This is a genomic window from Streptomyces sp. WMMB 714 (assembly GCF_900090125.1).
Classification (GTDB): domain Bacteria; phylum Actinomycetota; class Actinomycetes; order Streptomycetales; family Streptomycetaceae; genus Streptomyces; species Streptomyces daqingensis.
The window spans coordinates 376,442-401,336 of sequence record NZ_FMHJ01000007.1 but is presented as its reverse complement, the minus strand read 5'-3'; the positions used below and the strand labels follow the sequence as shown (position 1 = coordinate 401,336).

General features: G+C 68.4%; 22 protein-coding genes and 1 rRNA gene. 5 read left to right on the top strand and 18 right to left on the bottom strand.

The features are described from left to right. The 4 genes from H181DRAFT_RS15925 to thyX form a co-directional block, all read right to left on the bottom strand. Nucleotides 1–94 (bottom strand): 16S ribosomal RNA (locus H181DRAFT_RS15925); the annotation flags it as partial. Nucleotides 95–488: 394 nt separating this feature from the next. After that, the gene (locus H181DRAFT_RS15920) at nt 489–2,174 is read right to left on the bottom strand and encodes a ribonuclease J (RefSeq protein WP_045865088.1); all 1,686 of its coding nucleotides are present in this window, start codon (nt 2,172–2,174) and stop codon (nt 489–491) included. A 196-nt stretch (nt 2,175–2,370) separates the two neighbouring features. After that, a complete protein-coding gene (gene dapA / locus H181DRAFT_RS15915) occupies nt 2,371–3,270 on the bottom strand; it encodes a 4-hydroxy-tetrahydrodipicolinate synthase (RefSeq protein WP_045865087.1) in 900 nt (299 codons plus the stop codon). Between the two features lie 180 nt (nt 3,271–3,450). Next, nucleotides 3,451–4,191 carry an FAD-dependent thymidylate synthase gene (gene thyX, locus H181DRAFT_RS15910; protein WP_045865086.1) on the bottom strand — a complete coding sequence of 247 codons (741 nt, stop codon included), beginning with the start codon at nt 4,189–4,191 and terminating at the stop codon, nt 3,451–3,453. 344 nt (nt 4,192–4,535) lie between these two features. On the opposite strand from thyX, the gene H181DRAFT_RS15905 reads away from it, so the two are divergent. Further along, nucleotides 4,536–4,772 (top strand): hypothetical protein, encoded by a 237-nt coding sequence (locus H181DRAFT_RS15905; RefSeq protein ID WP_045865085.1) that lies wholly within the window; start codon nt 4,536–4,538, stop codon nt 4,770–4,772. A gap of 122 nt (nt 4,773–4,894) precedes the next feature. After that, nucleotides 4,895–5,461 (top strand): hypothetical protein, encoded by a 567-nt coding sequence (locus H181DRAFT_RS15900; protein WP_045865084.1) that lies wholly within the window; start codon nt 4,895–4,897, stop codon nt 5,459–5,461. A gap of 20 nt (nt 5,462–5,481) precedes the next feature. On the opposite strand, the gene H181DRAFT_RS15895 is transcribed toward H181DRAFT_RS15900, so the two are convergent. The 6 genes from H181DRAFT_RS15895 to eccD all read right to left on the bottom strand — a co-directional run bounded on the left by H181DRAFT_RS15895 (nt 5,482) and on the right by eccD (nt 12,779). Then, nucleotides 5,482–6,012 carry a hypothetical protein gene (locus H181DRAFT_RS15895; protein ID WP_254666864.1) on the bottom strand — a complete coding sequence of 177 codons (531 nt, stop codon included), beginning with the start codon at nt 6,010–6,012 and terminating at the stop codon, nt 5,482–5,484. Nucleotides 6,013–6,017: 5 nt separating this feature from the next. Then, complete coding sequence (gene dapB, locus H181DRAFT_RS15890) at nt 6,018–6,773, bottom strand: 4-hydroxy-tetrahydrodipicolinate reductase (protein ID WP_045865083.1); 756 nt, start codon at nt 6,771–6,773, stop codon at nt 6,018–6,020. 62 nt (nt 6,774–6,835) lie between these two features. Beyond that, complete coding sequence (locus H181DRAFT_RS15885) at nt 6,836–8,272, bottom strand: M16 family metallopeptidase (protein ID WP_045865082.1); 1,437 nt, start codon at nt 8,270–8,272, stop codon at nt 6,836–6,838. After that, on the bottom strand, nt 8,269–10,515 hold the full coding sequence (locus H181DRAFT_RS15880; protein WP_045865081.1) for a polyribonucleotide nucleotidyltransferase: 2,247 nt from the start codon (nt 10,513–10,515) through the stop codon (nt 8,269–8,271). The genes H181DRAFT_RS15885 and H181DRAFT_RS15880 overlap by 4 nt, the downstream gene beginning before the upstream one ends. 332 nt (nt 10,516–10,847) lie before the next feature. Further along, on the bottom strand, nt 10,848–11,138 hold the full coding sequence (gene rpsO, locus H181DRAFT_RS15875) for a 30S ribosomal protein S15 (protein WP_074467888.1): 291 nt from the start codon (nt 11,136–11,138) through the stop codon (nt 10,848–10,850). Between the two features lie 180 nt (nt 11,139–11,318). Next, nucleotides 11,319–12,779, bottom strand: coding sequence for a type VII secretion integral membrane protein EccD (gene eccD, locus H181DRAFT_RS15870; RefSeq protein ID WP_045865080.1), 1,461 nt, complete (start codon nt 12,777–12,779; stop codon nt 11,319–11,321). Between the two features lie 269 nt (nt 12,780–13,048). Between eccD and H181DRAFT_RS15865 the strand changes: the two genes are divergently transcribed. Both H181DRAFT_RS15865 and H181DRAFT_RS15860 read left to right on the top strand, forming a co-directional pair. Then, a complete protein-coding gene (locus H181DRAFT_RS15865) occupies nt 13,049–16,990 on the top strand; it encodes a type VII secretion protein EccC (protein WP_045865079.1) in 3,942 nt (1,313 codons plus the stop codon). 261 nt (nt 16,991–17,251) lie between these two features. Further along, on the top strand, nt 17,252–17,506 hold the full coding sequence (locus H181DRAFT_RS15860; RefSeq protein WP_045865078.1) for a DUF397 domain-containing protein: 255 nt from the start codon (nt 17,252–17,254) through the stop codon (nt 17,504–17,506). A 48-nt stretch (nt 17,507–17,554) separates the two neighbouring features. Here H181DRAFT_RS15860 and H181DRAFT_RS15855 read toward each other — a convergent pair whose 3' ends face one another. From H181DRAFT_RS15855 to H181DRAFT_RS15835, 5 genes are all read right to left on the bottom strand, one after another. Further along, entirely contained in the window at nt 17,555–18,232 is a 678-nt protein-coding gene (locus tag H181DRAFT_RS15855; protein WP_045865077.1) for a hypothetical protein, read from the bottom strand. 62 nt (nt 18,233–18,294) lie between these two features. Continuing rightward, nucleotides 18,295–19,077: a hypothetical protein gene (locus tag H181DRAFT_RS15850; RefSeq protein ID WP_052708600.1), complete on the bottom strand. Its 783-nt coding sequence runs from the start codon at nt 19,075–19,077 to the stop codon at nt 18,295–18,297. 38 nt (nt 19,078–19,115) lie between these two features. Beyond that, a complete protein-coding gene (locus tag H181DRAFT_RS29475) occupies nt 19,116–19,262 on the bottom strand; it encodes a hypothetical protein (RefSeq protein ID WP_158715445.1) in 147 nt (48 codons plus the stop codon). A 545-nt stretch (nt 19,263–19,807) separates the two neighbouring features. Further along, nucleotides 19,808–21,097, bottom strand: coding sequence for a WXG100 family type VII secretion target (locus H181DRAFT_RS15840; RefSeq protein ID WP_074467887.1), 1,290 nt, complete (start codon nt 21,095–21,097; stop codon nt 19,808–19,810). Beyond that, nucleotides 21,097–21,420 carry a hypothetical protein gene (locus H181DRAFT_RS15835; RefSeq protein WP_045865075.1) on the bottom strand — a complete coding sequence of 108 codons (324 nt, stop codon included), beginning with the start codon at nt 21,418–21,420 and terminating at the stop codon, nt 21,097–21,099. Before H181DRAFT_RS15835 ends, H181DRAFT_RS15840 begins: the two co-directional genes overlap by 1 nt. A 343-nt stretch (nt 21,421–21,763) precedes the next feature. Here H181DRAFT_RS15835 and H181DRAFT_RS15830 point away from each other — a divergent pair, with 343 nt between their 5' ends. Further along, nucleotides 21,764–22,162, top strand: coding sequence for a hypothetical protein (locus H181DRAFT_RS15830; RefSeq protein ID WP_045865074.1), 399 nt, complete (start codon nt 21,764–21,766; stop codon nt 22,160–22,162). Nucleotides 22,163–22,516: 354 nt separating this feature from the next. Here H181DRAFT_RS15830 and mycP read toward each other — a convergent pair whose 3' ends face one another. The 3 genes from mycP to H181DRAFT_RS15815 all read right to left on the bottom strand — a co-directional run bounded on the left by mycP (nt 22,517) and on the right by H181DRAFT_RS15815 (nt 24,700). Continuing rightward, nucleotides 22,517–23,827 (bottom strand): type VII secretion-associated serine protease mycosin, encoded by a 1,311-nt coding sequence (gene mycP / locus H181DRAFT_RS15825; protein WP_045865073.1) that lies wholly within the window; start codon nt 23,825–23,827, stop codon nt 22,517–22,519. Nucleotides 23,828–24,008: 181 nt separating this feature from the next. Further along, a complete protein-coding gene (locus H181DRAFT_RS15820; RefSeq protein WP_045865072.1) occupies nt 24,009–24,299 on the bottom strand; it encodes a WXG100 family type VII secretion target in 291 nt (96 codons plus the stop codon). A gap of 89 nt (nt 24,300–24,388) precedes the next feature. After that, nucleotides 24,389–24,700 (bottom strand): WXG100 family type VII secretion target, encoded by a 312-nt coding sequence (locus tag H181DRAFT_RS15815; RefSeq protein ID WP_045865071.1) that lies wholly within the window; start codon nt 24,698–24,700, stop codon nt 24,389–24,391. Between the last annotated feature and the right edge of the window lie 195 nt (nt 24,701–24,895).

Below are 24,895 nucleotides of genomic sequence, written 5' to 3'. Positions count from 1 at the left end.
CTAATCCACCCCCGAAAGGGCTTCATCGTTCGACTTGCATGTGTTAAGCACGCCGCCAGCGTTCGTCCTGAGCCAGGATCAAACTCTCCGTGAATGCTGCAAACAGCACACACGAGAGCGGCACAACCAGGAGGAATAGTCCCAGTGTGCACAGCATCCTCGCTGTCTGTATCAAAGAAATCCACGCCCCCATCAATCAAGGGGACGGGGTATCAACATATCTGGCGTTGACTTTTAGCACGCTGTTGAGTTCTCAAAGAACGGACGCTTCCATCGCAACCCTGTCACAGGCCACTCCGGGCGCTTCCCTCTCGGTGAATCCGACCTTACCAGAATTGCTTTCCTACTCCGTAATCTGGTTTTGGAGAAGCTTCCGGCCGACGAGGCCCACCGGACGAAGCTCGTCCGGTACCCGTCGAGGTGGAGCAGCAAACATACTCGGGCGGGGCGTCCCGATGCAAATCGAGGCGCCCCGCCCGGAGTTGGCGTCAGACCTCGACGACCACGGGGAGGATCATCGGGCGCCGGCGGTAGGTGTCGGAGACCCACTTGCCGACGGTACGGCGCACCAGCTGCTGGAGTTGGTGCGCCTCCGCGATGCCGTCCTGGGCCGACTTGGCCAGGGCTTCGTCGATCTTCGGGACGACTTGCTCGAAGTCCGCGTCGTCGATGCCCGATCCGCGCGACTGGATGTGCGGGCCGCCGACGATCTTGCCGGTGCTGCTGTCCACCACGACGAACACCGAGATGATGCCCTCGTCGCCGAGGATGCGGCGGTCCTTGAGCGAGGACTCCGTCACGTCGCCGACGGAGAGGCCGTCGACGTACACGTAACCCGCGTGCACCTTGCCGGAGATCTTGGCCTTGCCGTCCAACAGGTCGACGACGACGCCGTCTTCGGCGATGACGACACGGTCGCGGGGGACGCCGGTCTGGGCCCCGAGCTCCGCGTTGGCGCGCAGGTGGCGCCATTCGCCGTGTACAGGCATCAGGTTCCGCGGCTGGCAGATGTTGTAGAAGTACAGCAGTTCGCCCGCGGAGGCGTGGCCTGAGACGTGGACCTTCGCGTTGCCCTTGTGGACGACGTTCGCGCCCCACCGCGTCAGGCCGTTGATGACCCGGTAGACCGCGTTCTCGTTACCGGGGATGAGCGACGAGGCCAGGATCACCGTGTCGCCCGGCACGATGCGGATCTGGTGGTCGCGGTTGGCCATGCGGGACAGTGCCGCCATCGGTTCGCCTTGCGACCCGGTGCACACCAGCACCACTTCGTCGTCCGGCAGGTCGTCCAGCGTCTTCACGTCGACGACGAGGCCGGCAGGGACGTTGAGGTAGCCCAGGTCGCGTGCGATGCCCATGTTGCGCACCATCGAGCGTCCGACGAACGCGACGCGGCGCCCGTACTCGTGTGCGGCGTCCAGGATCTGCTGGATCCGGTGCACGTGGCTCGCGAAGCTCGCGACGATGATGCGTTTCTGCGCGCTCGCGAAGACCTGCCGCAGGACGCCCGAGATCTCACGCTCCGGCGGGACGAAGCCCGGCACTTCCGCGTTCGTCGAGTCGGACAGCAGAAGGTCGATGCCTTCCTCGCCGAGGCGGGCGAAGGCACGGAGGTCCGTGAGGCGGCCGTCGAGCGGAAGCTGGTCCATCTTGAAGTCGCCGGTGTGCACGAGCATTCCGGCGGGTGTGCGCACGGCCACGGCGAGGGCGTCCGGGATGGAGTGGTTGACCGAGACGAACTCGCAGTCGAAGGGGCCGATGCGCTCCCGGTGGCCTTCCTCGACCTCCAGGGTGTACGGCCGGATGCGGTGCTCCTGAAGCTTGGCCTCGATGAGGGCGAGGGTCAGCTTGGAGCCGATGAGCGGGATGTCGGCCTTCTCGCGCAGCAGGAAGGGGACGCCGCCGATGTGGTCTTCGTGGCCGTGCGTGAGCACGATGCCGTCGATGTCGTCGAGGCGGTCCCGGATCGAACTGAAATCCGGAAGGATCAGGTCGATCCCGGGCTGCTCCTCCTCGGGGAAGAGCACACCGCAGTCGATGATCAGCAGGCGGCCGCCGAATTCAATGACCGTCATGTTGCGGCCGATCTCGCCGAGACCGCCGAGCGGTGTGACCCGCAGGCCGCCTTCGGCGAGCTTCGGCGGCGAGCCGAGCTCGGGATGCGGATGACTCAAAAGACTCTCCTCACCAGACGCGCGCCACGCTCCCCCTGGCCTCCGGCATGGGGACCCTCTGGCCCCCGGCTCGGGGAACCCCCTGGGACACGTGGCGCGCGCGATATCCGTGAATGCTTCGTTATGCGTATTCGGTCGTTCTGATCATGTCGTCGTTTTGCGGGCTACGCCCGTCGTGCTGTCGTCGCGTCGGTGTTCAGATTTCTACGCCGCCGTGGGCGAGGTCATGCCTGAGCTGCTGGGTCTCCTCGGGGGAGAGTTCGACGAGAGGCATCCGCAGCGGGCCGGCGGGCAGCCCGCGGAGTGCGAGGGCGGCCTTCGTCGTGATGACGCCCTGCGTGCGGAACATGCCCGTGAAGACGGGCAGGAGCTTCTGGTGGATCTCCGTGGCCTTCGTGACGTCCCCGCTCAGGTGCGCCTCCAGCATGGAGCGCAGCTCGGGGGTGACGAGATGGCCGACGACGGATACATACCCGACGGCGCCGACGGACAGCAGCGGCAGGTTCAGCATGTCGTCGCCGCTGTACCAGGCGAGGCCGCTGGTGGCGATCGCCCAGCTCGCGCGGCCCAGGTCGCCCTTGGCGTCCTTGTTCGCGACGATGCGCGGGTGCTCCGCGAGCCGGACGATCGTCTCCGTGTTGATGGGCACACCGGAGCGGCCGGGGATGTCGTACAGCATCACCGGCAGGTCCGTGGCGTCGGCGATCGCGGTGAAGTGCCGGAAGAGGCCTTCCTGCGGCGGCTTGCTGTAGTAGGGCGTCACCGCGAGGAGGCCGTGGGCACCGGCCTTGGCCGCGTCGCGGGCCAGCTCTAGGCTGTGGGCCGTGTCGTTCGTGCCGGCTCCGGCGACGACATGGGCGCGGTCTCCGACCGCCTCGACCACCGCCCGGACGAGCTGGGCTTTCTCGACATCGCTGGTGGTCGGGGATTCGCCGGTGGTGCCGTTGACGATCAGACCGTCGTTGCCTGCGTCGACCAGATGGACGGCGAGTCGCTGCGCTCCGTCGAGGTCGAGAGCACCGTCAGCGGTGAACGGCGAGACCATCGCGGTCAGGACCCGCCCGAAGGGCGTGTGCGGTGTGGAGGTCGGAGCCATGGGGTCCACGCTACTCGCAGCCAGGCCCGGCGGGGGCCCTCGGGGCCATCGTCCTGGTCATCCGCGACGTGACGGGCCTCACCATGAGGGAGACCCGGCACTGCCTGCTCGGGGGTTCAGGCAGTACCGAGCCTCGTTTTCAGCGTAGGCGTACTTCGCGAATCCCCGCAATCCAGACAGTTACGGCGCGACGCGGCCGTTGGCATTGAAGGCCGCGTGCGTCAGCGGCATCAGCTTCGCCCACTGCTCCTCCATCAACTCGCCCACCATCTCGATCTCACGCTGGGGGAAGGAGGGCACCTTCGCCTGCTCGTGCTGGGTGCGCAGGCCGAGGAAGTGCATGAGCGACCGGGCGTTGCAGGTGGCGTACATCGAGGAGTAGAGCCCGACCGGGAGGACGGCCCGCGCGACCTCGCGGGCGACGCCGGCCTCGAGCAGACGCTGGTAGGTCTCGTACGCCTGGCGGTAGGACTCCTCCATCGCCGTGGCGGTCAGGCTGTGCTGCTCCGGGGTGCCCTCCACGAACTCGTACTTGCCGGGGCGGCCCTGCTGGACGAGCTTGCGCGCGGCGTCAGGCGTGTAGAAGACCGGCTGCAGCTCACGGTACCGGCCGGACTCCTCGTTGTAGGACCAGCCGACGCGGTGGCGGTGGAACTCCCGGAAGACGAACAGGGGGGCGCTGATGAAGAAGGTCATCGAGTTGTGCTCGAAAGGACTGCCGTGCCGGTCCCTCATCAGGAAGTTGATCAGCCCCTTGGAGCGCTCGGGATCCTTGTGCAGCTCCTCGAGGGAATTCTCGCCTCCGGTCGAGACCCTGGCGGCCCAGAGCACGTCGGTGTCCGCGGCGCTGTGCTTGACCAGTTCGACGGTCATTTCGCTGCGGAAGCTGGGGGCGGCGGTCCCTACGGGGGTCTCGGTCACTGGCGGGTCCTTCCGGTAGTGCAACGGAGCGCGCCCAGCCTACGGCGCCCCACCGACAGCCCGGGCCGCGCGCTTCCCGGGTGGAGAGGTGGGGCCACATGACGCAGGGCGGCGGACGTGGACTCGCCCCCGGGACGGATCAGGAAGGCGTTTCGCCCCGATAAGAACCTTTCGTCAGGACAAATAGATCTTCCTTTTGAGATAAGGCACCCCGGTGCACGAAGTCACAAGGGCGCTTGGTATTTTTCACTGACGATCCCGGGCCTCGTGGCACTTCTCCGCCCTCCCGGACGTTCTTCACATCGCAGCCAAACACACGACCTCAAGACAGGAGCCCCCTGCCCATGCCCCGCCGCGGAGAATCAGTTCCGTTCGCGTTCATCGCCGACGCCGACCGGTTCCGCAGCAATGTCACGCCGCCGCCTCGCGCCGAGCGCAGCCTCGCCCAGCGGGCAGGAAGTGCGCTGTTCGGCCTGACCGTGGTCGCGGGGCTGGCCGGCTCCCTCCTCCTGGGCGTTCCGGCTCTCGACCCCGACGAGCAGTCGCAGCGGGGTGGCCCCGCAGCGGCTGAGGGCCGCTGACACACCCGCACCCGCATACGTTCGACGCGCCGCGTCGACCTGCCGGGCTGGCCGGGTTCCGCATAGCTCGCTAATGTCCTCGCGCACCACCCGAACGAGTCCATCGCGAGCGAGGATCAGCTGTGCCACTGCCCTTTCTGACGGCCGATGGCCAAGCGGACAGCGACCACGCGGCTCAGACCCCGCTGCCGCACGACGCACGCGAGCACTGGCGCCGTCCCTACCGGCCCGGCCCCTGGCGGGTCGGCGGGGCGGCGCTGCTGCTGTTGCTCGCTTCCTACCTGCTGTTCTCAGCGTTGATCATCGCGCTGGCCGGAGCGTGGTCCGGCATGGCCGTGTGCCTCGGCGCAGGTCTGCTGGTGATCGCTCTGGCGCTGCGGCTGCTGCGCGTGGGGATCTGGGTGAGCGCCTACGGAATGCGCCAGGTGAGGCTGCTGAACACGGTGTCGCTGAGCTGGCGCCGGGTGGCGGCCGTCCGCACCGTGCAGCAGCCCGTCAAGTGGCTCGGACTGCCCCGGACTGTGCAGGGGCAGGCCCTCGCCGTCGTACGTCAGGGTGACGACGAGCCGCTTCGTCCCCTGCTGACCGATCACAACGCCGACTTCCTCGCGAGGCCGGAAGCCTTCGACCGTGCCGCGGACGTCATCGAGAGCTGGGCCGCCGAGTCCCGTCCCGGAGCGGCCCGGTAGCGCGACGCGGCCGGCGGCGCTCAGCCCTGGTCGCTTCCGGCGTCCTCGTCGGCGCTGCCGTGGCTTCCGTCCTGAGGTGTGCCGCGCCGCTGAGCAGCAGTGGCGGAGGCTTCGGACCCGTCGTGCAGGACGATGGCGTGCCGCATGGCCTTGCGGGCGCGTGGTGTGTCACGGGCGTCGCGGTAGGCGACGGCGAGACGGAACCAGCACCGCCAGTCGTCCGGCGACTGCTCGACCTCGGTCTGACGCTTCGCGAACACCGCGTCCGCCGAATCCCTGTCGATCCGGCCCGAGGGTGTGCGCCGCAGTTCGTCGACGGGCAGGCCGCCCTCGGCCTCCAGCTCGCGGGCCAGGCGCCCGGCGCTCCGGGCGAACCGTGTGGTGTGCCAGAGGAACCAGATGCCGATCACAGGCAGGACGAGCACCGCGAGCCCGAACACGACGGTCACCGGGGTGCCTTGCTGGATCAGCAGCACCCCCCGGCTTCCGGCCAGCACGAAGTAGAAGACCAGCAGCGCGGCGAGCGCGAAGTAACCGAGTCCGGCGCGCACGCTCGTCATCGGTCCAGGTCGAGGAAGTGCTCCAGCCCGAACGTGAGTCCAGGCGTGGAGACCACGCGCCGCACGCCGAGCAGCACACCCGGCATGAAGGAGCTGCGGTGCAGCGAGTCGTGCCGGATGGTGAGCGTCTCGCCCTCGCCGCCGAACAGCACCTCCTGGTGCGCGACGAGTCCGCGCAGCCGCACGGCGTGCACAGGCACACCGTCCACATCGGCGCCGCGGGCACCTTCGAGGCCGGTGCTGGTGGCGTCGGGCTGGTCCGGCAGGCCGGCCTCCTCGCGGGCGCCGGCGATGATCTGGGCGGTGCGCACCGCCGTACCGCTGGGTGCGTCGGCCTTCCCGGGGTGGTGCAGTTCGACGACCTCGGCCGATTCGAAAAATCGGGCGGCCTGCTGTGCGAACCGCATGGTCAGCACGGCGCCGATCCCGAAGTTCGGTGCGATGAGCACACCGGTCCCGGACGAGGCGCCGAGCCACCCGCGTACGGTCTCCAGACGCTCGTCCGTCCAGCCAGTGGTACCGACGACACAGTGGATGCCGTTGCGGACGCAGTGCTCCAGATTGCCCATCACGGCGTCGGGGTGGGTCAGGTCGACGGCGACCTGGGTGCCGGCGCCCGTGAGGGCTTCGAGGCTGTCGTCGCGGTCGAGCGCGGCGGACAGCTCCATGTCGTCGGCGGCCTCGACGGCCCGTACGGCCTCGGAACCCATTCGGCCCTCGGAGCCGAGGACGGCCACACGCAGCTTGCTCATGGTTCTTTCCTTCGCGGACTTGCAGAGATGACGGCGGGACTGACTGGATGACGCCGGGGCCGTCAGGCGACGGCCTCGTGCAACTGCGCCGCCTGGCGGTCGGTGAGCGGGCCGATCACGGCCAGCGACGGACGCTGGTCGAGGACGTCCCGTGCCACTGCCCGTACGTCGTCGGGGGTGACGGCGGAGATCTTCGCGAGCATGTCGTCGACCGACAGCTGCTCGCCCCAGCACAGTTCGCTCTTTCCGAGCCTGTGCATCAGCGCGCCGGTGTCCTCCAGGCCCAGAACGGTCGAGCCGGTCAACTGGCCGACGGCGCGCTTGAGCTCGTCGTCGGGCAGGCCGTGACGGGCCGCCTGGTCCAGCTCGTCGCGGCAGATCTTCAGCACGTCCGAGACCTGGCTGGGGCGGCAGCCCGCGTAGACCCCGAAGAGGCCGCAGTCGGCGAACCCGGAGGTGTAGGAGTACGTGCTGTAGGCGAGGCCGCGCTTCTCGCGGATCTCCTGGAAGAGACGGGAGCTCATGCCCCCGCCGAGAGCCGCGCTGAGCACGCCGAGCGCCCAGCGCCGGTCGTCGTTCCGGGAGACCCCCGGCATGCCCAGTACGAGATGTGCCTGCTCGGTACGGCGGTCGGACAGATCGACGCGGCCCTGAGCGCGCACGGACCGCGTGCCGGTGCGCGGCCCGACGGGTTCCGTGCTCCCGTCCGTACGGCTGAGGGCACCGGCCCTGTCGAAGGCGGCACGCACTTGCTCGACGACCGTGTCGTGATCCAGGTTGCCCGCGGCGGCGACCACCAGGTGCGGCGGGTCGTAGTGCTTGCGGTAGAAGCGGGCGATGCGGTCGCGGGTCAGCGAGTTGACCGTCTCCACGGTGCCGAGCACGGGGCGGCCCAGTGGTGAGTCGCCGAACATCGTGTGGGCGAACAAGTCGTGCACGCAGTCGCCCGGGTCGTCCTCGGTCATCGCGATCTCTTCGAGGATGACGCCGCGTTCCGCCTCGATCTCGGCGGGATCGAGAACGGAGCCGGTCAGCATGTCGCCGACGACGTCGATGGCCAGGGGAAGGTCCGCGTCGAGGACGCGCGCGTAGTAGCACGTGAACTCTTTGGAGGTGAAGGCGTTCATCTCACCGCCGACCGTGTCCAGCGCGGCCGAGATCTCCAGCGCGCTGCGGCGCTCCGTGCCCTTGAAGAGCACGTGCTCCAGGTAGTGCGTCGCACCGTTGAGGGCGGGCGACTCGTCGCGGGAGCCGACGTGGACCCAGATGCCGATGGTGGCGGAGCGCACGGTGGGCACTCTCTCGGTCAGGACCCGCAGCCCTCCGGGCAGCACGGTCTTGCGGACCTCGCCTCCGCCCGTCGCGCTGCCGGCGCTGCTGCCGCCGCTTCCACCGACGCGTCCGCCGACGGACATCGGCTTCACCCTCCCTGGTGTACGGGCGACGGCCCGCCCCTCCGTGGTGGTGGGGCGGGCCGTCGCGCGGTGCGTGTCTGTCACTTGTCGCCCGCGGCGTCCGCGGACGCGCCGTCGCTCTCCTCGGGCTTCTCGGAGCCTTCGGCGTCCTCGTCCAGCACGGGGATCAGCGAGAGCTTGCCGCGCTGGTCGATCTCGGCGATCTCGACCTGGACCTTCTGGCCGACGCCGAGGACGTCCTCGACGTTCTCCACGCGCTTGCCGCCGGCGAGCTTGCGGATCTGCGAGATGTGCAGCAGGCCGTCCTTGCCCGGCAGGAGCGAGACGAACGCGCCGAAGGTGGTCGTCTTCACGACCGTGCCCAGGTAGCGCTCGCCGACCTCGGGCATCGTCGGGTTGGCGATGCCGTTGATCGTGGTGCGGGCGGCCTCGGCCGCGGGGCCGTCGGCGGCACCGATGTAGATGGTGCCGTCGTCCTCGATCGTGATGTCGGCGCCCGTGTCCTCCTGGATCTGGTTGATCATCTTGCCCTTGGGGCCGATGACCTCGCCGATCTTGTCCACGGGGATCTTCACGGTGATGATCCGCGGCGCGTTCGGGGACATCTCGTCCGGGACGTCGATGGCCTCGTTCATCACGTCCAGGATGTGCAGACGCGCGTCGCGGGCCTGCTTCAGTGCGGCCGCGAGCACCGACGCCGGGATGCCGTCGAGCTTGGTGTCGAGCTGGAGCGCCGTGACGAACTGGCGGGTGCCGGCGACCTTGAAGTCCATGTCGCCATAGGCGTCCTCCGCACCGAGGATGTCGGTGAGGGTCACGTAGTGCGTCTCGCCCTCGATCTCCTTGGAGATCAGGCCCATGGCGATACCGGCGACGGGAGCCTTGAGCGGCACGCCCGCGTTCAGCAGCGACATGGTGGAGGCGCAGACCGAGCCCATGGACGTCGACCCGTTGGAGCCGAGCGCCTCGGAGACCTGCCGGATGGCGTAGGGGAACTCCTCGCGGGTCGGCAGGACCGGCACGATGGCGCGCTCGGCCAGCGCGCCGTGGCCGATCTCCCGGCGCTTGGGAGAGCCGACGCGCCCCGTCTCACCGGTGGAGTAGGGCGGGAAGTTGTAGTTGTGCATGTAGCGCTTGCGGGTCACCGGGGAGAGGGTGTCCAGCTGCTGCTCCATGCGGAGCATGTTCAGGGTCGTCACGCCGAGGATCTGCGTCTCGCCGCGCTCGAAGAGCGCCGAGCCGTGCACCCGCGGGATGGCCTCGACCTCGGCGGCGAGCGTACGGATGTCCGTGACGCCGCGGCCGTCGATGCGCTTCTTCTCCTTGATGACGCGCTCGCGGACCAGTTCCTTGGTCAGCGTGCGGTACGCCGCGGAGATCTCCTTCTCGCGCCCCTCGAACTGGGGAAGCAGCTTCTCGGCCGCCAGGCCCTTCACGCGGTCCAGCTCGGCCTCGCGCTCCTGCTTGGCGGCGATCGTCAGCGCCTGGGCCAGCTCGTCGCGCACGGCGGCGGTGAGGGCCTCCAGCACGTCGTCCTGGTGGTCCAGGAAGATCGGGAACTCGCCGACGGGCTTCGCGGCCTTGCCCGCGAGGTCCGACTGGGCCTTGCACAGCACCTTGATGAAGGGCTTCGCGGCCTCGAGACCGGCGGCGACTACCTCCTCGGTCGGCGCCTCGGCTCCGCCCTTGACCAGCTCGACGGTCTTCTCGGTGGCCTCGGCCTCGACCATCATCACCGCGACGTCCCCGTCGGGGAGGGTGCGGCCGGCGACGACCATGTCGAAGACGGCGTCCTCGAGCTCGGTGTGCGTCGGGAACGCCACCCACTGGCCGCGGATCAGCGCGACGCGCGTGGCGCCGATGGGGCCCGAGAAGGGCAGGCCGGACAGCTGCGTGGAGCAGGAGGCGGCGTTGATGGCGACCACGTCGTAGAGGTGGTCGGGGTTCAGCGCCATGATCGTCTCGACGATCTGGATCTCGTTGCGCAGGCCCTTCTTGAAGGAGGGGCGCAGCGGGCGGTCGATCAGGCGGCAGGTGAGGACCGCGTCCTCGGAGGGGCGGCCCTCGCGGCGGAAGAAGGAGCCGGGGATCTTGCCGGCCGAGTACATCCGCTCCTCGACGTCGACCGTCAGGGGGAAGAAGTCGAGCTGGTCCTTGGGCTGCTTGGAGGCGGTGGTGGCCGACAGCACCATGGTGTCGTCGTCCAGGTACGCCACGGCGGATCCGGCGGCCTGCTTGGCCAGCCGGCCCGTCTCGAATCGGATGGTGCGGGTACCGAAGACGCCGTTGTCGATGACGGCTTCGGCGTAGTGGGTCTCGTTCTCCACCAGGGATATCTCCTCGTCTGCGTCCACCGCCCGTGTGGCGGTGGACCGGCTGCGGAGGAGCGCTCCGTGTGCGGGCCGGTCTTCGATCGAAGCACCCGGAACCGTCTGGGTGTCCGGGGGCCACTACCGAGGACCGGCTACGGGCGGGGCGCCCCTGCCGCGTCAGTCTGCGTAGTGAGCGTGCATGTGTTCTGTTTCCGTACGGCCTGCCGTACGTCTTTCCGTCGCGCCGGCCGCATGTCGTGCTGAGGCCAGCCTACAAACCTTCCGGACCCCGCAGGTACGGCGAAGGGAGCGGCCCCCTGCTGCGGGAACCGCTCCCTCCTTCACGTTCAGCGGGCGCCGGCCGCGCCACGGCGGATGCCGAGGCGCTCCACGAGCGCACGGAAACGCTGGATGTCCTTCTTCGCGAGGTACTGCAGCAGGCGGCGGCGCTGGCCGACCAGCAGCAGCAGACCACGGCGCGAGTGGTGGTCGTGCTTGTGGCTCTTGAGGTGCTCGGTCAGGTCCGAGATCCGGCGGGAAAGCAGCGCCACCTGGACCTCGGGGGAGCCGGTGTCACCCTCCTTGGTGGCGAACTCGGACATGATCTGCTTCTTGGTCGCGGCATCGAGAGACGACACACGTACTCCTTCAGGGGATCTGCCCGGCGAGCGCCCCTGGTCTTCGTCTCAGGGGATGCTTCGGCTACTCGGAGGGCCGGCCCAGCCTACCAGCGCATCCGGACGCCTCCGCCCGCCCCCCGTACTGCTCGGGGGCGGGCGGAGGCGCTGAAGGCACCGGCGCGGACGGCGGCCCCGGCTTCAGCCTCCGACGGAGCCGCGGACGTCGGCGTAGACGTTGAGCACCGCGAGGCAGAGCGGGATCAGCGACAGCAGGACGAACGTCTCCGTGAGCTCCATGACACGGCCCCAGAAGGGGGTGAGGCCCGTCCGCGGCACGATCAGGCCGATGGCCGAGACCAGCGCCGCGGCGACGGCGATGGACGCCGCGATCCAGACCGTACGGACGTCGAGCCCGGCGCTGTCGCCCGTCATGAGGTCGCGGACCAGCTCCGTGGGCGGGTTGAGGGAGAGGCCGAGCGCCAGCAGGGTGAGCGCGCCGAGGCCGGCGACGAGCGCGCACGTGACCTGCGAGGTGTAGCGGAAGAGGCGGGCGCGCAGCAGCATCGCGATGCCTGTGGCGAGTGCGAGGAGCTGCCCCCAGCCGTTGTGGGAGAAGCCCAGCACGGCCGCCGAGCCCACGACTGCGGCGCACCAGCCGCCCACGAGGCCGACGAGCATCTCGTGGCCGCGGCGGGCCTGCGCGGCGATGCGCTCGGCGTCGACGGGGCCCTGGACGGAGCGTCCGCTCTCCCGGGAGTTCTCGTAGCCGCCCGCGCGGGGCTCGAAGCCTATGGGCAGCCGCGCGAAGCGCGCGGAGAGGCCGGGGAGGAAGGCGATCGTCCCGACGGAGAAGGGGGCCGCCACCGCCGCCGCGTCGACTGCCCCGATGTCGGCGATGACGGCGATGAAGGTGAAGACGGTGCCCACCGCCGAGACGATGGCGGACGCCACGAACGGGCCGTCGCCCCGTGGTGTGATCGCGATCAGTACGGCCGAGGCGAGCAGCACCGCGACGCAGCCCAGCAGGAACTGGAGCCGGCCGATCCCCTCCCCGTCGTCCAGGGGCAGGATGCCGGACCCGGCGATCATGATGTGCGGCATGGCGCCGAGCCCGAGGGCGATGGACGTCGCCCTGTCCTCGTAGACGCGGGCACGGACGCATGCGAGCGCGACCAGCAGGATTCCTGCCGCGGCGGCGATGATGCCGGGCAGCCCGTGCATGTCGTGCTTGACCGGATCGGCGAACCACAGCGCGAAGGCCATGAGCACCAGCAGCACGCCGCCTCCGGTGAGTCCGGCCGCGCGCATGTGCCGCTCGTTCCACAGCGCGCGGTCGCGCCGCACACCCGAGGCGACGGCGTCGCTCACGTCGTCGAAGACGGCGGAGGGCAGCGAGTCGGCGAAGGGGCGCAGGAGCAGCACCTCGCCGTCCCGGATGCCGTTGCCCGCCAGGGACAGGCCCGACTCGAGGACCCGCCCGTCCCGGCGCACGAGGTGATACCCCGAGAGCGAGCCCTCGGCGGGGCTGCCTCCGGAGAGCCGGGCGATCTCCGGATAGACGTCGGACAGGGGCACGTCCTCGGGCAGCGCCACATCGATGCGCCCCCCGGGAGCAACTACCGTGACGCGGCAGAAGCCTGTCGCTGCGGTCGTGGCCACCTTCTTGTTCCCCCTTGCTGACTGCTCGGACTCGGCGTCACGATGAAATAAGACATCTCGGGCTATGTGGATTGCCCCAAACTCCCGCGCCGTGGAAGCACTTGGGGAAGATTGCGCGTCACCTTACCGTCCGCGGCGGACAGTCGGTCCTCCCGGATACCGGAGACTCCCACACCTACTAGGATCAGCGTCTGCATGACCGGTAGCTGTTGCGAGGGCGGGGGCGTCGGTGCGGAATTGCGAAATTATCGTGAAGGACTGATGTAACGGTGAGTGTGGTCATCGTGAAGCGGCAGCCACGGGTCATGCCGCCGACCGTGCCCGAAGGGGAAGTCAAGCTGGAATCCCCTCCCGAACTGCCGCGCGACGGGGACAACGACATCTGGATGAATCTTCTGCCCGTCATGGGCATGGGAGGTTCGGTCGCATTCTTCTTCATGCCGGGCTCGCAGCCTTACATGAAGGTCGTCGGCGGTCTGATGGCGGTCTCCACGGTCGCCATGGCGATCGCACAGGTCGTGAGGGCGCGGCGAGGGGGGCGCGCCCAGATGGGACAGGCGCGGAGGGACTACTTCCGCTATCTCGACCAGATCCGCAAGGACGTCCGCAAGACCTCGGAGGCGCAACGCAGCGCGCAGCTGTATCAGCACCCGAGTCCGGACCAGCTGTGGGCGATCGCCGGTGACAGCAAACGGCTGTGGGAGCGCCGGCCGTCCGACAACGACTTCTCGTCAGTGCGAATCGGCACCGGCTGGCAGCAGTTGAGCACTCCGCTCGTGGCGCCGGAAACAGCGCCCAAGGACGAACTGGAGCCGCTCACGGCGGAAGCGATGAAGTCCTTCCTGGACATTCACCGTTCACTTCCGGATCTCCCCATCGCGGTGAGCCTGAGGGCCTTTTACCACGTTGTCGTCACCGGAACTACCGACGAGGTGTACGGCAATGTCCGCGCGGCGCTCGGACAGCTCTCCGCACTCCACTCACCCGAAGAGCTGATGATCGCTGTCGTCGCCCACCCGGGTTCGATGGCGGAATGGGACTGGACGAAGTGGCTGCCGCACGCGCAGCATCCGTCGCAGTCCGACGGGGCGGGCCAGGCCCGGCTGTTCTACGACGACCTCGGGCAGCTGGAGGAGTCGCTCTCCAGCCAGCTCGACGGCAGGGCGCGCTGGAACCGCGACGGGACGCCCGTGGCGGACCAGCCGCACATCGTCGTCGTCCTCGACGGCGGCTCGATCCCCCCGGACTCGCAGCTCGCCGGCGCCGAGGGCCTGCAGGGCGTCACGTTCATCGAGGTGGCCCCCGGTTCGCTGGACGACCAGATGTCCGGCGGCCTCACCGTGCACGTACGTGAGAAGGCTCTCGACCTCTACGTCGGCCGGGAGGCCGCGTACTCGGGCAAGCCCGACCTGCTCAGCTACGAGCAGGCAGAAGCGCTCGCACGGCAGCTCTCCCCCTTCCGGATGGGCAGCGGCGACGAGGGCGAACCCCTGCTGTCCAACCTCGACTTCACCGACCTCATGGGCATCGGCGACGCGGGTTCCGTGGACATGTCCCGGACCTGGCGGCCGCGCTCGCTGCACGAGCGGCTCCGCGTGCCGATCGGCATCGGCGGCGAGGGCGAACCCGTCATGCTGGACATCAAGGAGGCGTCGCAGGAAGGCATGGGCCCCCACGGGCTGTGCGTCGGCGCCACCGGCTCCGGCAAGTCGGAGCTGCTCCGTACGCTCGTGCTCGGCCTGGCGGTGACGCACTCCTCGGAGACGCTCAACTTCATCCTCGCCGACTTCAAGGGCGGCGCGACCTTCACGGGCATGGCCGACATGCCGCACACGGCGGCGGTCATCACCAACCTCGCCGACGAGCTCACGCTCGTCGACCGCATGCGCGACGCGATCACCGGTGAGCTCAACCGGCGGCAGGAAGTGCTGCGCAAGGCGGGCAACTACGCGAACATCACGGACTACGAGAAGGCGCGTGCGGCGGGAGCGGCGCTCGACCCGCTGCCCTCCCTCGTCCTGATCATCGACGAGTTCAGCGAGCTCCTCACCGCGAAGCCCGACTTCATCGACATGTTCATCCAGATCGGCCGCATCGGCCGCTCCCTGGGTGTGCACATGCTGCTGGCCTCGCAGCGGCTGGAGGAGGGCAAGCTCCGCGGCCTGGACACGTTCCTGTCGTACCGGATCGGTCTGCGGACGTTCTCCGCCGCGGAGTCCCGCACCGCGATCGGTGTTCCGGACGCCTACCACCTGCCCAACGTGCCCGGCGCCGGCTACCTCAAGTACGACACCGAGACGATGGTGCAGTTCAAGGCGGCGTACGTCTCCGGCGCCTACCGGGCGGCGGGCCCGACCCGGGTCAGCCAGTCCACGCAGACGCGGCCCGTGGAGTTCACCGCCACACCCGTCGCGCTGCCCGCGACGCCGGAGCCGCAGACCGTCGACAACGACACCGTCGACGACGCTCTCGCCGACACCGTGCTCGACGTCATCGTGCAGAAGATGGTCGGGCAGGGCCCTTCGGCGCACCAGGTGTGGCTGCCGCCGCTGGAGGAGGCCCCGTCCATCGACCAGCTGCTGCCCTCGCTGGCGCCCACTCCGGAACGCGGTCTGACGGCGCCGGAGTACACGGCGCTCGGACGTCTCGTCGTGCCGGTGGCGCTGCTGGACAAGCCGTTCGAGCAGCGGCGCGACGTGCTGTACCGCGACTTCTCCGGGGCCGCCGGTCACGGCTTCTTCATCGGCGGACCGCAGTCGGGCAAGTCGACGCTGCTGCGCACGCTGATGACGTCGTTCGCGCTCACCCACACCCCGTCCGAAGTGCAGTTCTACTGCCTGGACTTCGGCGGCGGCTCGCTGCTGGCGATGGAGAACCTCCACCACGTCGGCGGTGTGGCGAACCGTCTGGACGGCGAGAAGGTGCGCCGCACGGTCAGCGAGGTCATGGCGATCCTCAACGAGCGTGAGGAGTACTTCCGCGCCCACAACGTCGACTCGATCGCCACCTTCCGCCAGCGCCGCGCCGCGGGGCAGCTGCCGGACCAGAAATGGGGCGACGTCTTCCTCATCATCGACGGCTGGGCGACGTTCAAGAACGACTACGAGATGCTCGAGGGCGACATCACCGACATCGCCACGCGCGGTCTCGGGTTCGGTGTCCACCTCATCCTCACCGCGTCGCGCTACACGGAGGTGCGTCCGGCGCTCAAGGACCTGCTGCAGAACCGCGTCGAGCTGCGGCTCGGCGACCCGTCCGAGTCCGAGATCGACCGCAAGGTGGCGGCGAACGTCCCGGCGGGGCTGCCCGGCCGGGGCCTCAGCCCCGACAAGCTGCACCTGATGACGGCGCTGCCGCGCATCGACGGCTCGTCGACCCTGGAGGACCTCTCCGACGCGACCCAGCAGACGATCCGTGCGGTGAACGACCACTGGAAGGGCGACCCCGCGCCGGCGGTGCGGCTGCTGCCGACGATGCTGGAGGCGTCGCGGCTGCCCAAGGGGTCGGACTACCCGGAGCTCGGTCTCCCGTTCGGCATCGACGAGGCTTCCCTGCGGCCCGTCTTCGTCAACTTCGAGACGGACCCGTTGTTCGTCGTCTTCGGCGAGAGCGAGTCCGGGAAGAGCGCACTGCTGCGGCTGCTCATCCAGAAGATCACGGAGCGGTACTCGCCGGACAAGGCGAAGATCGTCGTCGGTGACTACCGGCGTGCGCATCTGCAGGGAGTGCCGGAGACGCATCTGTCGCGCTACTGCGCGGCGGCGCCCGCACTGCAGGAGACGCTGGAGGGCCTGGCGGGCTCGATGTCGCGGCGCATGCCGGGGCCGGACGTCACGCCGGAGCAACTGCGCAACCGCAGCTGGTACGACAGCCCGGACGCCTTCGTCATCATCGACGACTACGACCTGGTGGCCACGGGGCAGAACCCGCTGATGCCGCTGCTGGAGTACCTGCCGTTCGCACGCGACGTGGGCCTGCGCGTCATCATCGCCCGTTCGTCCGGCGGCGCCAGCCGCGCGCTGTACGAGCCGGTGATGCAGCGCATGAAGGAGCTGGGCGCACAGGGCCTCGTCCTTTCGGGCGACAGGTCCGAGGGCGCCCTGCTGGGCAACATCTCGCCCACGCAACTGCCCGCCGGCCGGGGCTACTTCCAGACGCGGCGCCGGGGCGGTCAGCTCGTCCAGACGGGATGGCTGCCGGCGAACAACTGAGCCGGCCGGAGCTTGCGGCGACGCTGCCTCGCACACGCAGATCGGAGCCGGGCAGGGACGCGTTCCCTGCCCGGCTCACGTGTACGGGGGCCGGACCGGGCCTCACCGGAACCGACTGGTTCCGTCACACCTCGTGATCGTCACGTGGGATGATGAAGGGACGGGCGCGGGGGCTGAGAACGCACGGAGTTCGGACGGACGGCCGCCCTGCCCGCCGCAGAACGCAGAGACCAGCACGGGAACGAGAAGGAGCAGGCGGCGATGGGGACGCAGCAGGAGAAGGACGAGCTGTACGCGATGGACATCTCCGACGCCGTCTGGGAGTCGGCGCCCGGCGCTCCCGAAGAGGAGCGGGTCGAGATCGCCCATCTCCCGGGAGGCGCCGTCGCGATGCGCAACTCCAAGGACCCCGGCACAGTGCTGCGTTACACGCAGGCAGAGTGGCGTGCGTTCGTACTCGGCGCGCGGGACGGCGAGTTCGACCTCGAACCGGCACCGGAGAACGGCCGGGAGTGAGGCGGCGGACGCGGTGGGACTTCGCCGTAGCCCCCGGCAGAGCGCCGGTCAGTCCCGGCCCGGGGCAGCAGCGAGGATGCAGGCGTAGTCAGCGCCGGCCGAGCGCCGTTCCATCGAGAGCACCTGCGTCCTGCGCTGCACGGTCATCAGCGCGTTGCCGCCCGGCAGCGCCAGGACTCCGCCCAGCCCGAGGTCCCCGGCGTACCAGGCGCCCCGCTCCATCGACTCGTCCCAGCGGTTCCAGCGAAGGGGATCGCGGGCGCACATGCTCTCCGACCAGGCTGATCCGTCGTCGTCCACGTACGTGCTCTTGCCGTCCCGCTCGTGCCCGTCGGGAAGGCAGAGCTGCACGGGAACGCCCCCGGCTTCCTTCGTTCCGGACAGCTTCCGCACCGCGGGGAGCGGCTGCCAGGGGTACGCCTCCAGGATCCTGCGGGCTTTGGTCAAGCGGGACAGGGCGCCGCGGCAGGTGTACAGCGCGAGCGGGTACGCCAGGACGGCCGGCGCACCGATGAGCCCCCCGACGCTGTTCCCGTCCCGGGCGTCGTCGCCGCCCCACCGCACCTCGGCGAACACGCCGCTCAGTACCAGGGCCGCGACGAACAGCACGCTCCACACCCACAGCTTGGCCACGACCCGGCGACGCGTCGCCTTCCATGCGGCCCGGGTACCCGGCTCATCGAAGGCCACCGGTTCCGACGGCAGTTGAACCCCGCTGTCTCCCACTTCCGGAGTTCCTCTCCTCGTCCACCTGTCCTGGACCGTGCGCGCCTCGTAGCGTGCGCGTGCTACAGCGATCGCCGGTCGAGTCCCGCACGACGGGCCTTCTCCAGGCGCTCGGCGCCGGCACGACCGCGCGCTGCGGCGAGCTCGTCCCACTTCAGCGGCTGTACCAGCATCAACTCGCCCGAGCCGGGGACCATCACGACTCCCCCGAAGATCTCGTCGCCCGCGAACCACACGCCGTTCTCGATGTTCTTCGGCCACAGCTTGCCCACCGGCTGATGGGCGGCCAGTTCCGGGGAGCCTCCGTTGCTCCCGTCCCGACCGCCGAGCCGCAGCGAACGCTTGCCGGACGCACGCAGGTTGAGCTTCTCCACCGGGCTGCGGAAGGTGAACTCGTACTCCTCCAGCACGCGGGCGGCGAGCCGCACCGTGCGCATCTGCGCCCCGCAGAAGCCCGTCCCGGTGAAGAAGGTGACCACTGCCGCGGGAGCAGCCATCACGGCGTAGTCGGACTTGCTCAACGGCACCGCAGCCACCACCGCGGCGACGCACCCCAGGAGCAGCGCGTAACGCCTCAGCACGACGTTGCGATGGTGGCGCACCACGCCGCGGCGGTCCGACCCGTCCGTCGCGTAAGGGACCCCGCCGCGGAGGGGCTCGTAGACCAGCAGCAGCGTCGCGGTGACGCTCAGCGCTAGGAGAGCGATCAGCCCCGGCACCGCGAGTACCACGAGATGATCGGTCAGGACTGTGAGGGAGAGCCCGTAGGCGGCGGCGAACGCCAGGGCCCACTTCAGCAGCAGCCCCGGCCGGGACGGCTGCCGCGCGCTGCCCCGCCGCGCCACGCGCCCCGCTCCTCCGCTGCCCACCGGCTGCCCCGTGCTCACCCGAAGTCGCTCCGCACGGCGTGGGCGACCGACCCCTCCTCGGGCTCGGCGTGCCCCGGCGACGGATCGGTGAACGTGACCGTACGTCCGACTCCGACGAGCACACCCCGGTAGTTGTCGGCGAGGTGCACAGACGGCGTCACAACCTGGAGAGCAACGATCGCCGACGAACGGGTGTCCGGAATTGCCAGGAGGCCTCGCCAGACCGGGGTCTCGTCCACGTCGTCTCCCCCCTGCGTAGGCGTCGCGCTGGGCGGAACGGGACGCTGCACGGTCTGGGTGAGGAAACCCGGACCACAAGGCAGTTCGACGGGGACGATCCCGCTCTCCCCTGTCTGCCCGGCCCCCGAGGCCAACAATGTCGCCAGTACAGCCTTGGGGTTAACCCCAGGGGAGTCAACGCTCGAAACAGTAAGGACGGACGTCGCCGCGCCGTCTCGCTCATCCGGGTGCATACCGAGGGCGCACCCTTGTACGCGATGCCTCTGCATCTCGTACATCACCATGGCGTACAGCCGGAAGACCTGATCCGCACGCTCTCGAACGTCATCCGGAAGGGCAAGGATCTGACGTGCCAAATCTTCCATCCGCTGCGCGGAGGGATAGACATCCAACTGGGCGTACCCGTACGGAAGCTCGTACCAGAACTGCGGCTGCGGCTTGATCGTGACATCTTCTCGGACACTGATCATCGCAGCGACAGCCCCGTCATGAGTTCCGTGATGCCGTGGGTGAGATCCCCGATGTTCCCCGGTGCCCCGACACCAGCGATGCCAGCCTTGGTCACCTCCGTGCCGTAGTGTCCCGCACCATCGTCGGGCAACACGTCCATCGACTCCAGGGACGAGACCGTATTTGCCACCACATTGGCGCCGTTGAGCCCGTAGTCGTAAAGACCGGTGGCCGGGTCGGTGGCGGTATCGAGCGCCTTGAAATTGAAGGCCTCGACCGTCTCCCGTCCGAACGTGGCGACCTTGGAGCCTGCAGACAGCGCCTCCCCGCCTTCCCTGGCAGCCCCCGCCAACATAGCGGTCTCCCCCCCGCCCCTGGCGAGTGCGCCCAGACCTGGCACTACGCCCAGGGCATCACCAGCGACGGAGCCCCAAGCGGCCAGACCCTCCCCCCACCCGTGCTCACCCAATAGCGAATCTCGGAAGTCCTCGCTCGCGAGATTCTTGCTTATGGAGGCGGCACTGGCGACTACGGCAATCCCCGCGAACACCGGCGCAAGCGGGGTGGGAAACAGAGCCAGCAGACCGGCGATCGCGCCGATAGTTCCTGCGTGCTCCAGAAGGAACTCACCGACGGCCTTCAAGCCGTCACCGATGGCGCTGAGGGTCTTGCTGAGCCAGCCCGGCTCCTTCGGTGCGAGGTCGTCGTCTGCCTCGTCCAGGGCGTCGGCGACCGAGTTGGCCTCGCGCTCGTGTTCCTTCTCCAGCTCCTTGGCCTTCGAAATGACGCTCTCGTACGCCTTGTTGGCCTTCTCCAGGCTGGCGGAGGCAGACTTCAGGCGGCTCTCCGCGGCACGCAGGCGCGCGGTCGCCGCGTCGGCCTCGGCCTGGCTGGGAAACTCCTTGCCGCCGAGCTTCAGGTCGGGGTCCTTGCCGGCCTCGTCCTGCTGCGTCTTGGCCGAGCCCTGGGCGGCCTTGGCTTCCTTCGCCTCGTCGTCGTACTTCTTCGCCAGTTCGCGGTTGGACGTCAGGTCGCCGTCCCACTTCTTGAGCTGGGCCGCCGCCTTCTCGAGCGAGGTCGCCGCGTTCTTCATGTACTTCGGCAAGTCACCGTCCAGTTCATCCCGAAAGGCTTCTGCCGCGTCGCCTTCCCAGTGGCTGCTCTCGCCGATAAGCCGTTCGATCTGGGTATGACAACTCCGAAGGACCGACGCCGCCTTGGTGACCTTCGTCTTGAGTGCCTGCACCTCGGAGGGGATACCTGGGACCGGGTTCCAGCCGAGGTTCGGATACGGATTAGCCACCATCACTTGCCCCCGCCAGCCGAAGTGCCCTGCTGCTCCATCTGCTTGAGCGCCTTCGCCAGGTTCGTTTCCATCTCCTCATAGCTCAGCTTGTTCGCCTTCACGCCCTCTTTGATGGCGCCGATCATCTCGCTCAGCTGCTCGGAGCCATACTTCCAGCGTTTCTGGAAGTCGTCGCAGGCCTGGTCGAGCCGGGATGTGCCGATCTGATCCCCTCGAACGTGCTCCAGTGCCGAACGGGCTTCTTCGAGATCTTTGACGCTATCGTTCAAGGTATGTACGAATTGGTCTAGTTGACCGATATCCGTCTTGAGATGGTTCCCCATCAAGCAGCCTCTCCTCGGTGATCAAGGGAACGAACGAGTTGCACGAGGTACATCAGTCGAGCGAACCCCCGCGACGATGACGACTCCCGCAGCAGCGCTGATTGTATGAGCAGGAGCGTAGCCATCCGAGGCTCCGGGCACTCCCTGGCGTCGCCTGTACAGGGAGGTTACTGCCGTGCACCATAGGGGATTTGAGGCAACGGCGATCTCGTAGCAGCCGAGGTCCTTGATAGCGGCTCGAGGGAAGCTCCACAGGAACTCCACACCTCCGTGTGGTGCGAGGGCCCGGCCCACGTACCGTATGGCAAGGGCGGGATCCGCCCTCCATGGACTGCCGCCGACGATGCAGAAGGGTTCCGCGTTGATGAACCAGGCCGGGAACAGTCGCACTACCGACGTACGTTCCCTCAAGAAGCTCGAACTGATTTCGTTTGTGTCTCTTCTGACCTTGGCGGTAGCGGGAGTTCTTCTGCTCTCTCTCACGGGGAGCACCACCGAGACAGCGATCAACATCGTGGCATGGATCTTCGTTCCCCTCGCCGTGGGAATCAACATCTGGCTTCGCCGTCAGAAGCAACGAGCCGGTTCAATGTCCCTCGACGACGTTCGCGACCGCATCGACACCGACGCTGTGCGCTCCGTGAAGGCGAGCAAGGGTGAGGTCAGCGCGGTGAAGGAATTGCGTCGCCAGGAGCCGCGACTGTCCCTCAAGGATGCGATGGAGATGGTCAGGCAGCTATGAGCGAGCCCGGCATGCATAGCCTTCAGCTAACCTTCTGACGACCGCGCCCGACTCGGTTGGCGTCGTCGGACCGCAGCAGCGGTGAAGCGAGCCGGTGTCCTGCTTCGATTCGTCTGGTGACGGGGCGCGAATCCTCGAAACGTTGTGGCATAGCCCGCGAATCGCACCCTTCATTCCAATGAGGGCTTCACAGAGACTCCTGCCACCTCTTCCCGCCAGCTCGGCCAGCAGACAGCAGGTCTCGCCAATCGCCTAGGAGGGCGGGCTCGATCGCTCTCGACCAAACGGTTCGCGGCCTCCTGGACTCAAGGCGGACCTCCATCAACCGCGCGACCGCCGCCCTTCCCCCTGCGGCTACCGCCCTCCGGCCGTCCCGGCGTCCGCCGTGGCACGCGCGTCCGACCGCTTCCGCCGGTAGTCCCGGGCTGCGATCGCGGTGCCGCCGATGAGGAGCGTCAGCACAGTGCCGGCAGTCATGACGTAGACGGAGATCCGCTGGGTGCGTTCCGTCTTGCTTTCGCCGACGGTCAGCTTCATCGGCGTGACGTGCCGGTCCTGGTCCGCCTTGTCGGGGACGGGCTCGTCCTGCGGGGTGTCGTCCCCGGTCAGAGCCGCGACAGGGTCAACGACGCCCCAGCCGAGCTGCTCGTCGGGGCCGGCGCCGGGCCTGTCGGCCGTCTGGGCAAGTCGCGCGGAGATCTGGTCAGCGGTCCACTTCGGGTACTTCTCGTACATCAACGCGGCCACGCCCGCGACGTACGGCGCCGAGAACGAGGTGCCGTCGGCGGGGCACTGGCCGCCCTTGGGAACGGTGGAAACCATGCCGACGCCGGGCGCGGCAATGTCCACGAAGTCCCCCGACTGGGAGAAGAAGGCCCGCTCGTTGTTGCGGTCCGAGGCTGCGACGGCGAGGACGCCGTCGTAGGCCGCGGGATAGGTCCTCTCCGACTTGCCGTTCGCACCGTCGTTCCCGGCTGCTGCGACGACGAGGATGCCCGCGTCGACGGCCTTGCTGATAGCGGCAGCCAAGTCAGGGTCGGAGTTCTTCTTGACGGTGTCGGAGCTGATGTTGATGATCTCGACCCTCTTGGAGACCGCGTGGAGGATCGCCTTCGACATCGTCTTGGCGTCGCCCTGCTTCTCGGGGTCGTCGCCACCCGTGTACTGAAGCGGGAGGATCTTCGCCTCCGGCGCGATCCCCGAGAAGCCTGTGCCCTTGACCTTTCGGGCAGCGATGATGCCGGCGACCCGTGTCCCGTGGCCGTTGGTGTCCGTCGCGCCGGTGGACTTCCCGACGAAGCCCTTGCCGCTGCTCTCCAGAGCCGGACGGATCTGACGGTTGCCCTTGTCGACGCCCGTGTCGATGACGGCGACCGTGACGCCCTCGCCAGTCGCCTCGCTCCACAACTCGTCGAGGAGGACGCGCTGGAGCGACCACGGCGTGCTCTTGATGTTCTTGCCGCCGAACTTGCATTCGCCGCTGTCGAGGCCGAAGTCCGGGATCCGGCCGTCCTGAGTACGCCCCTCGGACGGGCTGCCGCCGTCGGACGGCTCGGCGGAGTCCGCGGCGACCGGTGCGACGGAGCCGACCGCGGTCAGGCTCAGAGCCGCGAGCGCGACGAGCACCCGCTGGGCGCGGCGCGTTCGCCGGAGCCTCGGTGTCACCGCTTCTGCGTTGAGGCGTTGTTCATTCGAAGTGGCGGCAATGGCCATCGTGATTCTCCCCCGGGGAGGCCGGCGAATGCGGGGCGTTCCCCGGCCCCAGTCGTACACCCGGACGCAACTGCAGGAGCGGGCCGGCCAACGATAGTGGCCGACCCACTCCCGAACGAGCGCTGCCGGTTGCTCAGTTGCCCCAGACGCTCGCGTTGCTCTTCTCGGTGGACTGGTAGTTGTCAGCCGAGTTCTGCAGCGCGGTCGCGATCTTGAGCAGCACCTGGTGCAGGTGGTCCGCCGTCTGGTCCCACTGACGCTGCTTGGCCTGGTAGCCCTCCTGAGCGGAGCCTTCCCAGGTGTTGGCGACGCGCTTGACCATGGCCTCAAGGTCGTCGAGCTGGCTCTTGATGCGGCCGGCAGTGGACCTCACGTCCTGCGAGGCCTGCGACACCGTCTGGAAATTAACGAGAATTCCGGACACTTACGACTCCTCCTTCAGCGATTCTTCGGTAGTAGTAGCTATGAACTCGTACGGCGCGGGCGCCGGTTGATCGGCCTGGTGGGCCTGGATCAGCCGAAGTCCGACATGATCTTGCTGACCTCGGAGTTCTGCTGCTCTTCCGTCGCCGAGTAGTTCTTGCGCGTGGAGTCGACGGCTTCCTTGATGTCGTTGAGGATGTTGTTCATCTTGCGGGCATCCTCGTTCCACTGCTGCTGCAGCCGGTGGTAAGCACTGGCGGCCTGGCCCTGCCAGCCGCCGGCGATCTGGCTGATCACACCGTCGAGGCGCTTGACCTCACCCTGGACGGAGCTGTTGACCTCGCTGATCTTCGACGACAGAGCTCGGAGCTCGTCCTCTGTTACCCGAAACTGTCCTGCCATGGCGCACCTTCCCCCATGCTCATTCTGTGAACGTCTCAGCAGCCCGGATCGGGCTGGTGGGTCACCCTATGCCACGTACAGAACGGGCCGTCAGCTGACACCGTGAGAACACTATCCTGCCGCACCGACACAACCGTTCGCATGGGGTTACCGTCACCTGCTCAACACACCGCCGCGACCGACTTGTTATCCCAC